The 10,801-nt window shown below is 37.8% G+C and carries 13 protein-coding genes; 7 read left to right on the plus strand and 6 right to left on the minus strand.

What is annotated here, in order from left to right; genetic code table 11:
* The 5 genes from VNZ46_RS24400 to VNZ46_RS24420 form a co-directional block, all read left to right on the plus strand.
* Nucleotides 1-662: CPBP family intramembrane glutamic endopeptidase (locus tag VNZ46_RS24400; protein WP_325563497.1), on the plus strand; the 662-nt coding region annotated here is incomplete at its 5' end.
* Nucleotides 663-719: 57 nt separating this feature from the next.
* Complete coding sequence (locus VNZ46_RS24405; protein WP_325563499.1) at nt 720-1,889, plus strand: sensor histidine kinase; 1,170 nt, start codon at nt 720-722, stop codon at nt 1,887-1,889.
* Complete coding sequence (locus VNZ46_RS24410; protein ID WP_325563501.1) at nt 1,889-2,596, plus strand: LytTR family DNA-binding domain-containing protein; 708 nt, start codon at nt 1,889-1,891, stop codon at nt 2,594-2,596. The genes VNZ46_RS24405 and VNZ46_RS24410 overlap by 1 nt, the downstream gene beginning before the upstream one ends.
* Nucleotides 2,597-2,683: 87 nt before the next feature.
* The gene (locus tag VNZ46_RS24415; RefSeq protein WP_325563503.1) at nt 2,684-3,085 is read left to right on the plus strand and encodes a hypothetical protein; all 402 of its coding nucleotides are present in this window, start codon (nt 2,684-2,686) and stop codon (nt 3,083-3,085) included.
* A gap of 38 nt (nt 3,086-3,123) precedes the next feature.
* On the plus strand, nt 3,124-3,801 hold the full coding sequence (locus tag VNZ46_RS24420; protein WP_325563505.1) for a dihydrodipicolinate reductase C-terminal domain-containing protein: 678 nt from the start codon (nt 3,124-3,126) through the stop codon (nt 3,799-3,801).
* 27 nt (nt 3,802-3,828) lie between these two features.
* On the opposite strand, the gene VNZ46_RS24425 is transcribed toward VNZ46_RS24420, so the two are convergent.
* The 6 genes from VNZ46_RS24425 to VNZ46_RS24450 form a co-directional block, all read right to left on the minus strand.
* A complete protein-coding gene (locus VNZ46_RS24425) occupies nt 3,829-5,295 on the minus strand; it encodes a PLP-dependent aminotransferase family protein (RefSeq protein ID WP_325563507.1) in 1,467 nt (488 codons plus the stop codon).
* 112 nt (nt 5,296-5,407) lie between these two features.
* Nucleotides 5,408-6,394 (minus strand): aldo/keto reductase, encoded by a 987-nt coding sequence (locus VNZ46_RS24430; protein WP_325563509.1) that lies wholly within the window; start codon nt 6,392-6,394, stop codon nt 5,408-5,410.
* Nucleotides 6,395-6,515: 121 nt separating this feature from the next.
* On the minus strand, nt 6,516-7,037 hold the full coding sequence (locus VNZ46_RS24435) for a DinB family protein (RefSeq protein WP_325563511.1): 522 nt from the start codon (nt 7,035-7,037) through the stop codon (nt 6,516-6,518).
* A gap of 159 nt (nt 7,038-7,196) precedes the next feature.
* Complete coding sequence (locus tag VNZ46_RS24440) at nt 7,197-7,388, minus strand: cold-shock protein (RefSeq protein ID WP_133778273.1); 192 nt, start codon at nt 7,386-7,388, stop codon at nt 7,197-7,199.
* A 177-nt stretch (nt 7,389-7,565) separates the two neighbouring features.
* Nucleotides 7,566-7,982, minus strand: coding sequence for an L-rhamnose mutarotase (locus tag VNZ46_RS24445; RefSeq protein WP_325563513.1), 417 nt, complete (start codon nt 7,980-7,982; stop codon nt 7,566-7,568).
* Nucleotides 7,979-9,286: an alpha-L-fucosidase gene (locus VNZ46_RS24450; RefSeq protein ID WP_325563515.1), complete on the minus strand. Its 1,308-nt coding sequence runs from the start codon at nt 9,284-9,286 to the stop codon at nt 7,979-7,981. The genes VNZ46_RS24445 and VNZ46_RS24450 overlap by 4 nt, the downstream gene beginning before the upstream one ends.
* Before the next feature lie 213 nt (nt 9,287-9,499).
* Between VNZ46_RS24450 and dinB the strand changes: the two genes are divergently transcribed.
* The gene (gene dinB / locus VNZ46_RS24455) at nt 9,500-10,657 is read left to right on the plus strand and encodes a DNA polymerase IV (protein WP_325563517.1); all 1,158 of its coding nucleotides are present in this window, start codon (nt 9,500-9,502) and stop codon (nt 10,655-10,657) included.
* 3 nt (nt 10,658-10,660) lie between these two features.
* Nucleotides 10,661-10,801 (plus strand): PHP domain-containing protein (locus VNZ46_RS29445; RefSeq protein ID WP_414693530.1); only part of this gene is annotated, 141 nt, incomplete at its 3' end.

Here is a 10,801-nt window from a genome sequence, read left to right on the forward strand (position 1 = left end):
AAGGCCAGTTAAAATATTTAGGCTTCTTTATCTTGTTTTTTTTAGCAGATTGCTATATCCAGCAGCTGTCCAGACAATACATCAGCCCGGAATTTCTGGGACTTAAGTTTTCCTGGATTGGAAAGATCTTAAGTCTGGCAATGTCTTTAGTGATCATTTATTCTGTTTCAAAATCTGCAAGACAGGAAATCGGTTTTACGATGAAAACGAATTCTAAAAAGCAGGTGATTGTTGGTCTTTTGTTTTTCTTTGGATTTTTATTGTTTGATTTCATTTTTAAGTTGGTTTTATTTCCGAAGGGTGGTCGTTTCGATCTGGAAACCTTCGCTTTTCAGGCAACATTACCTGGTTTAACGGAAGAACTTGCATTTAGGGGAATTAGTTTATGGCTACTGGAAAAAGCATTTCCTCCAAAATGGACTTTTAAAGGGCTGAAGTTTGGTTGGGGATTCATTATTGTAACTGTTCTGTTCGGGGTTGTTCACGGGGTATTTCTCACAGCGGACCATGCATTTAAATTTGATTTAATGACGATTGTTTATCTGGCCTTAATTTCATCCTTAAGTGTTGGTATACTTAGAAAATTCTCCGGAAATATAATTTATCCTATTTTGGGACACAACACGATCAATGTGATGAACGCTATTATCAGAATTTTATAATTGAAATATAATCAAGCAAACCAAAAAACTATCTTTGGTTTGCTTTAAAAGATACTAATGCAGAATACACAGGTTTTTTCAGACTACTTTACAAACAGGATTGCAGCATTTGATTTTGATCAGTTCTATACTAAAAAGAAGCGGTTTTTATTTCACAGTCTGATGTGGTTGGGCTTTGCAGCACTTCTGTTCCTGAGTTACAGAATCGCCTATCATCTTACGTACTTTAACAGTTTCATATTGACGTTACGGATGACCATTGTTAATATGGTTGTTTTTTACTTGTTTTTTTATGTTGCCTTACCCAGAATATTTAAAGGCAGAGTAGGTACTGCTATTCTGCTGATTATCTTCACATTTCCAATATTTGTTGTTATTTGGATTTCAGTTACCTACATTTTTTCCATTGTATATCATTCACTCGGTTTCGAAATTCTGGATGGCGAATTGAAAGGAGCGATAAAAGGAGCTGCAAGCCAGACCTTTTTCCAGGCAATATCGGTAAACCGAATGGTATCACAGGCAATTATTATTATTTCCATTTTGGCACCGTTCTTTTTTGTCAAAATTCTCTTTGAAATCTCCAGGCTTTATAACAGAACGCTAAATATCCAGAAACAAAAAGCAACACTTGAAATTCAGAATATCAATATAGAAAAGGACTTTTTGAAGGCCCAGCTTAACCCACATTTTCTTTTTAATACGTTAAATAATCTTTACAGTTTAAGTCTTAAGAAGGATGATTTGGTTCCAGAGGTCATTTTGAACCTTTCGGATACGATGAGCTATACACTCTATGAATCCAATACTGAAAAGGTTCCTTTGAGTAAAGAACTGGAATTTATCAAAAACTATGTGGAACTTGAGAAAATGAGGTATTCCGGGAGTAAAGACATTCGGCTCGAGTTTCCTTCTGAATCGGAATGTTCAGGATTTTATATTGCACCGCTTTTAACTTTTACATTTATCGAAAATGCTTTTAAATATGGGCTGAAGTCTAAGACTGGTTCATTGCTGAATCTATGTATAAAGATTGAAAATGGGTATTTTTGTTTTGAAGTCGAAAATGATATTGATGGTATCAGAAAAACGACAGATTTTGGAGGTATTGGTCTGGAGAATTCCAGGAAGCGATTACAGCTATTATATCCGGATAAGTATGAATTACAAATTCAAAATCCGGATGGATGTTTTAAAGTATCGCTAAAATTAGATTTAAAAAATTAATGCAAAAATTAAATTGTGTCATTATTGATGATGAACCTCTGGCTAGGGATGTTGTTGAGTCTTTTGCTAAAGCAGTTCCTTTTCTAAATATTCTGGCCACATTTGAAGATCCTGTCGACGCGCTTTTATTTGTAAAAGATCAGCCCGTTGATATTGTTTTCAGTGACATAGAAATGCCTAAACTGAATGGTTTGGAATTTGTACGTGCGCTGGAAAATTCTGTAGTTGTTATTTTCATCACGGCTTACAGGGATTTTGCCATAGATGGTTTTGAAACAGGAGCAACAGATTATCTGGTTAAACCGGTGAGGTTTGATCGTTTTTTAAAAGCAGTGAATAAAGCCAAAGATTACCTGGAACTAAAACGTTCGTCTTCTATTCAACAGGTAACTGACGATCGAATCTTTATAAAATCGGAAGGAAAGCTGGTTAAGATTTTATTGGATGAAATTTTATACGTTGAAGCCCAGGGTGATTATTTGAAAATTGTTATTCCATCTGGTAAATACAGTACACAGGCAACACTTAAATCTATGGAGGAGATCTTGTCTTTACCCAAGTTTTTTAGAATTCAGCGTTCATTTATCTTAAATCTTGACTCGGTAAGAAGCGTAAATGGGAATATGGTTGAGCTTGTTAATGGGAAGTCTATTTCAATTGCGTTGAACAAGAAAGAGGAACTATTTGATCTTTTAGGGATTAAGTAAAGAGAATGGAAATCCGCAATGATGATGATTCTTTTTTCATTTAGTATAAGATAGAATTAAGGATTAAGTTGTTATTTTGCCGTACTTATGGCAATATTAAATTTGGAGTATCAGCAGGATGATTATGAATCGCTGCAAGAAGGTGAACTAAGTACAAAAGAGTTTTTAAATGAGGTTTTGTTTAGTGGTAGCTATGAAGATGTCAGCCCTGAGGATGAGGTGATTGATATATTATTAGGTTACCATGGTTCGGATGGTGCAATACCTGAAATCTCGGATCTGGAACTTGAAGAAGCAGAGTTTGATGAAGAAAATAAAACAGGTAAAGCACGTCTTTCTTATCTATTAGCTTATCATTCTGCCTGTGCAGGTTCGAATTCAGAAGAATTGATTTCGGAATTAGTTAATTTTAAAATTGATCAAGAAGGTTCTAAGGTCGTTTTCACTTTTATAGATTTGGATATCAGATCTACAATAGATGAGTTTTAGTAGGGGGTGCCTTTTGTAATAATTTTAGAAATACACGAATGAAAATATTCATCGTTGGCTCTGGAAAATTAGCAAACGCTATTTTGGGGGCCGATTTAACATTTACATCTTGCGAAGTCATTAAATGGGAATCTCGGTATCAAACACTAAATGAAAAGGCAATACTTATTCATGCGGGCTCCGGAAGGGAACTGAATACGTGTTTGGCGTTTTGTGCAAGAACGAAATCCGTGTTTATCGAGCTTTCTACAGGCCTGGAAACGGAAAAAATGATCCCTGAATTCCCCTTGATTATTTGCCCGAATACTTCTATTCTAATTTTAAAGACACTTAGAATGATTAATCTTTTTGGTGGAAACTTTGAGAATTATGGAATTTCGATAACTGAATCTCATCAATCTACTAAAAACACGGAGCCAGGTACTGCTTATAATTTAGCCAATTCTTTAAATGTTCCACACAGCAGTGTTGTATCAATACGGGATCCTCAAGTTCAACAGGATGAAATTGGTATTCCTTTGGAGTTTTTAAACGGGCATGCTTACCATAAAATTGTTATTAGAAACGGTGAGGATGAAGTAACGATTGAGACCAAGGTGCTGGGGCATAGTTCATATGCAAATGGGGTTAATGCGATTATTAAGGCTTGTTTAAATCATGATTTTGAAAACAAGAGGTATACGGTTCTGGATTTAATTGACCTTAAAATGTTGTAGTAATAGACGATTGCTAACATATATAGGTTATAATAACTTGGCTATCGTTTCTATGATATATTCCAGTTCTGCAACATTTGATGAGGCAAAGCCCAGTCTAAGATTGTTCTTAGCTGTTGGTGCCTCGCCAAACCCGGATCCATCGTTGATGTAAATGTCTTTTTTTAGTGCCTTTAAAGATAAATCTTGGATATTGATTGAATGATCTGCCATTGTCCATACAGCCATGCCGCCTTCTGGTGCCTGAAAATGAATTTTGTCATTGAGGTAATGTTTCATCAAGTCGCAAAATATGTCCCTTCGTTCCCTATAGATCCGCAATGATTTACGTAAATGCTTTTGTATTGTGCCTAGTTTAAATAATTCTGCAATAGAATTCTCCAGCATAAAATCTCCCTGCCGGTCAACAATACGGCGCAATTGGGCTAATTGTTGCACCACATTTTCAGAGGCAACAAGATAGCCTACACGAAATGCAGGGGCAATACTTTTGGTAAATGATCCACAATAGATCACGTGGCCGGTTTTATCTGCTGAGGCTAATGGCTGAAGAGGTTTATTCAGGTAATGAAAATCGTAATCGTAGTCGTCCTCAAAAATGATAAAACCAAATTCTTCCGCCAGGCTTAGCAACTGCATCCGCCGATCCGCACGCATTGGAACTGTTGTAGGGTAGTGGTGATGAGGGGTGAGATAGACTAGCCTTATTTTCTTTACCAGGCATAGTCTTCGCAGTTCATCGATAATCATACCATGCTCATCCACGGCAATCTTGTGTACGATGGCTTGTGCTTCCAAGAAATTCATGGTGGCTGCTTTCCAGCTGAGTTCCGTAACCACTACATGTTCTCCGGGTTTTATTAAAGCTGCACTAACCAGGTAAAGGCCCATAACTGTACCACGGGTAATCAAAATATTTTCGGTACCGATATTTAAGCCGCGCGTTTCTGCAAAATAATTGCATAGTTCTTCTCTTAATGATAAAGAACCTTTAGTGTCGCCATAACCAAACCTTACATAGGAATTTCCCGCCAGAAGTTGAGTCCGATAAGCCCTGGATAGCTCGGTTAATGGAGCTAAGCGGTTATCCGGGTAGCCATCATCCAGATGATACTGCTGCGTAGTCTTAATCATCTTTCTTATTAAATGATCTGAATTGCCAACAGAAAAGCCTGCAATTTTCAGGGCGTTAATACTAGTTTGGTTTTTGGCTGACAGCTTTTTCAGTTCTAATTGTGGTAGATTGCTGCTTACGAAAGTCCCATTACCACCTTCACTTTCAAGCCAGCCTTGAGCTAATAGTTCATCATAGGCCCTGACGACTGTCTTTCTGTGTACCTTAAGAAGGTCCGCCATTTTTCGGGTACTGAGTAACCGATGGGCTACCGGCAAGGTGCCATCCTTGATCAGTTGCATTAATCGGTTGGTCAGCTGCAGATAAACTGGTTGGAGCGCATCGCGATCAATTACGATTAAGGTAGCAAGTATTTGCATAGAGATTGGATTACTGAATATGCATAAACTTAACAATAATCTTCGTCCGATAAAAGATGAAGAGTGAAATAAATGAGCAGGTGCCTTATGTGGCACCTGTTTTTTTCTATTGTTAGATTGCTTTAAGCAATTCCTGATTGATGAAGTTCAATTCTTCACTATTTAAATCAATATCCATAGCTGCCGCATTTTGAATGGCCTGTTCTGCATTTCTTGCACCAGCCAGGACAACTGTAATTGCCGGCTGTAATGTTGTCCAACGCAATACCAGCTGAGATAAAGTGGCATTTTTACTATGTGCTATAGGTTCAATGATATGGAGGAATGTCTTCACTTTGTCTACATCAAATTGGCTGAAATATCCATTGCGGTGATCATTATCTTTGAGTTTATGTTCTTTAAAGTATTTTCCGGTGAGTAATCCTCTTTCCATTGGGCTATACACGATAATTCCGGTTTCCGTTTCCAGAGCATAGGGCACCAGGTCATTTTCAATAGCACGGTTCAACATGCTATAAGAAACCTGATTGCTGGCCAGTTTAATTGTTTCTGCGGATTCCTTCATCTGATCCACACTATAATTACTTACACCTGCCGCGCGTATTTTTCCTTGCTGTATCAATAACTCAAGTGCCTCCATAGTTTCACTTATAGGAGTTGAATTATCCGGCCAGTGTAACTGTAACAGGTCAATGTAATCGGTACCTAATCTCTTTAAACTTTCTTCCACTTCTTTAATGATATTGGCCTTAGACGTATATTTAAATACTGGAAGTTTCTTTCCATTATCTTCTGCATCGAAAAAGAATTCACCTTTGCCTTTATTGCTACCATCCCAAACCAGGCCAAATTTGGTCAGTAACTGTATTTTTGAACGGTCTTTTCCTTTGATGGCTTCGCCTATCATTTCTTCACTTAAACCGAAGCCATAAAAAGGAGCGGTATCGATGCTTGTTACTCCATGGTCTAGCGATGCGTTAATTGAATTGATAGAATCTTTTTTCTCATTGCCACCCCACATACTACCGCCAATAGCGAAGGCACCATGTGTGATTACGGATAGTTCCAGATCTGTATTTCCTAATTTTCTGTATTCCATTTTGATTGTCTTAAATAGTATTTCTGCCCTTATGAGCTTTGAATTTCGTGGAGCAAAGGTATCTGGCTTTATACTATCATGGAAATAAGTTAAATTATAAATATCTATTAGAATTATGATCTTAATCCCTATTCCAAAATGCTGGTGGTTCTATTCCTAAGCTACGCAGGTAGACTGTACCTTGTGCACGATGATGAATCTCATTATCGATAAAGTAAAGAATGGTGGAGAAAACCTGTCCCTCATATTGGCCAAAGACCACTACTCTTTGCTGAAAGCGCTCCTCTGAAATCTGTGGCCAAAAGGCTTTGATCTGTTCAGTTCCTTCGTCCCAAAGTCGAAGTAATCCTTCTTTTGTACGATCTTGTGGGCTGATGGTATGTTTGTTAAAGCCGCCTGTGTTTTCCCAGCTATCCGTTACAATACCTTGTATTCCAGGCCCGGAAATATCAATAATTTCCTTCATCATTTCTGAAAACGGGCGCATTCCTCCAATACTATAGGTAAATAACTTATCTTCTGGAAAGGCCTCTATTACACGTCTGGTTAGTCTGCGATGCCCCAGCCAATCATTCAGCATATTGGCAGATGAAACAAATGATTGAATTTCAATAGCTTCGATAGTTGTGTTTTCGGTTGTCATAATCTTAAAGGTTTTTTAGTGAGTCTTTATGTTTAACAACACAAAGAAAACACCGCTAACTGACAACCCTATGGCAGCCTATTTTGCAAAATTTCAATAAAGGTATAGAAATAAAAAAAGCATCTCTTTTGGAGATGCTTTAAATCAATCATCTATAATTTAGATGGTTTTCACGTTTGTTGCATTCAGGCCTTTTTTGCCGTTTTCAACTTCATACGTAACTTTGTCGTTCTCTCTGATAGGGCCCGCTAATCCTGTTACATGTACAAAGATCTCTGCATCTCCGTTTTCAGGTACGATAAAGCCAAATCCTTTTGACTCATTAAAAAATTTTACTGTTCCTTGTGGCATTGTATTTAGATATTTAAATAAATTATTATGGCTTCCGAAAAATGGTTGCTCAACGAAAAGCAATAACAAGTGTAAAATAAGGATTGTTTAAAAGAATTCTAAGTTTTTTTTAAAAATATTTAACAATAAATGTTTTAAAGCAGTCAGATGCTGTTAAATCTGCAAAAAAATGCGAGTTCAATTTGTATGAAATACTTCTTCCATATTAGTCCATATTTCTTTTTTTGCAGCAGTTTCTGGTAGCGGCTGCTGACACGGATCTGTTTCTTTCCACCAACGTTGGGTGTTTGGATCTGCGGCCATCTTCTTCATATCTCCATCAAAATCTTCTCCTGTATACTCAAAATAGCTAAACAGATAGTATTCGTTTTTTATTTTCTGAAGATAGATGGAATAGTTCCGGATATGACAGTCTTTTATTTTTTTTAATACTTCAGGCCAGGCATTTGCATGCAATTCTTTATATCTCGCCAGTTTATCAGCCTTTAAACCGGTTATAGAGCCAAAGCGTTTTACCTGCTGGTCTTTAGTTGTCGTTTGGCAGCTGGAAAGAAGTAGTCCGAATAGCAGAACAATGATGGTGTTTAGTTTCATATTCTTTCAGCGTTGGTATTGAGTTCAAGAACAATGACTGAATCATCTGCATTTGGTAGATGTTCTGGTAAGCGAAGTACAATACTTCCATCTGTATTTTGACTATAATTAATTTTGCTGCCTTTTAACAAATAGGCTTGGTTAACCTTAACGCCTTCTAATGCCGGAAGGATTACATCAGCAGATTTTCCGTCAAAAATATGGACATAGAGTTTATTGTTTTTCCGGGTTGTAGCAAAGACCTCATTTGGTTTATATGGGCCTCCTTTAGTACCATAGATACTCTCACCGTAGGTAGCCAGCCAATCGCCCATCTCTTTAAGTCTATTGATTTGGCGTTGTTCGATCCGACCATCAGCCATTGGACCAACATTAAATAGAAGGTTCCCATTTCCCCCGGAGGTTTTGGCTAAGGTCTGAATGCATTCTTTTAGTGTTTTTAGGTTGTCATTTGGTTTCCATGCCCATTGTTGACAAATGGTCATGCAGGTTTCCCAGGGATTTTTCATGTTTAGTTCCCCGATTTTTTGTTCCGGAGTAGCAAAATCTCCGATAATCCCTTCAGTTAATTTTGGGTGTTCACCGCCTTGGCTTGCACCAATTCTGTTGTTGATGATCACATTCGGATCTAGTTTTTTCAAAAATGTATACAGGTCTGCTCCATATTCGTTTTTCCAAGGGCTTTCCCAATTGCCGTCAAACCAAAGCATATATGGATGGTATTGGGTAACGATTTCTTGCAACTGGCTTTTCATGGTGGCAATAAATTTGTGTATATCGGACTTGGGATCCGCATTTTTTCCATCCGGAAGATGGATAGGATAATTTGGATCATGCCAATCTAAAACTGTAAAATACACGCAGAACTTGATGTTGTATTTTTTACAAGCTTTGGCCAATTCACCTACGATGTCTTTTTTGTACGGCGAATTCATGATATTATAGTTAGAAAACTTGGTCGGCCACAAGCAAAAACCGTCGTGGTGCTTTGAAGTAATTGTCAGGTATTTCATCCCAGCCTCTTTGGCTGTTTTCACCCAGGTGTCTGCATTAAATAAAACAGGATTAAATTCTTTGTATAAATTGTCATAATCCTGAACGGGTACACTGGTTCCTCTGCTCCAGCCTATTTCTGTGCCACGTAAGGTGACGGGCCCCCAATGGATAAACATCCCAAAACGTTGATCCATAAAATCATCTAAAACCGCCTTGGATGTTTTTATAGATGGATTAACTGCTGTAGTTTGTGCGTTACTTTGATAGAACGTGGAGAGTAGTACCAAAAGGGTAAACAATTGTTTCATTGTATTTGGTTTTATATTGGTTAGGAAAGCTAAATTATTTTCTTTACATCCTCAGAACAATGAATTATCCTTTTTTTTTAATGGACTATCGTATTATTTGGTGATTTCAAGATTGGAATTGACTACTCGGATACCTCTGGCCCCAGAAAAGTTATCAAACCTTATTTTTACTAAAAATATTAGTATAAATTTGCAGTGATTAAATTTGATGACATGACTAACGATAAGCACATTATCCATATGGACCAGGATGCATTTTTTGTATCCGTTGAAATTCGTAAGAATCCTTCTTTAAAAGGAAAACCAGTGATCATTGGAGGAACTTCTGACAGGGGAGTTGTAGCTTCTTGTAGTTATGAGGCCAGAAAATACGGGATACATTCAGCAATGTCTTCAAGAATGGCCAAACGATTATGTCCTCAAGCGCTGTTTGTGAAGGGAAATATGGATGCCTACTCTGAGGCTTCTATGGAAATTACAGCGATTTTGCGCGACCGGGTGCCTTTAATTGAGAAGGCGAGTATTGACGAACATTATATTGATATGACTGGGATGGACCGTTTTCATGGAACACTTAAGTTTGCTCATGAATTACGTGCACTGGTGATTAAGGAAACGAAGCTCCCAATTTCTTTTGGTCTGTCGATAAATAAAACAGTGTCTAAAATGGCAACCAACGAGTGTAAACCTAACGGTGAGCTGAATATAACCGGTTCTGAAGTAACTGATTTTTTAAACCCGCTTTCTATACGGAAAATCCCGGGTCTTGGAGAGAAGACTTTTATTAAACTGAGTGATATGGGAATTAAAAAGATCTATACGCTTGCTCAAATTCATCCCGATCAGATGACCGCATTGCTGGGGCGGAACGGTTTATCAATACTGCAGAAGGCCAGGGGAATTGATTATTCTCCGGTAGTTCCCTATAGCGAGGCTAAAAGCATCGGTACCCAATGTACGTTTAAAGCAGATAGCATCGATCTGGACATGATTTACAATTTGATTACTGCCCAGGTAATGGATGTGGCTTACCAACTTCGGGAGAAGAAAAAATTAACAGCTTGTATTACCATCACCATTCGCTATTCCAATTTTGAAGATGTCACCAAACAGGCAAATATCCCATATACCTCATTAGATAGTGTTTTAATTGCCAAAGCTAAAGAACTTTTTAGACAGGTTTATCAGAAGCGAATGTTGTTGCGGCTGATTGGTGTGCGGCTTTCAAGTCTGGTCAATGGATTTGAACAAATCGACCTGTATAGTGATTCACAGGAGCAATATAGCCTGGTGCAGGCCATGGATAAGATTCGAAGGCGGTTTGGCCCTCAGGCTGTAACCAGGGCTTCTTTAATGAAGTTAGATGTTTAGCGTATGTATTTGAATGTTCATTCTCAGTACAGTTTACGGTATGGCACGATGACAGTTAAAAAACTAGTAGAGGAGGCGTGTGAACGGGGAATTGCTCAACTGGTGTTAACGGATATCAACAATTCTACCGGTATAATGGAATTT

Origin of the sequence: Pedobacter sp. (assembly GCF_035566355.1) — a bacterium.
GTDB lineage: Bacteria > Bacteroidota > Bacteroidia > Sphingobacteriales > Sphingobacteriaceae > Pedobacter.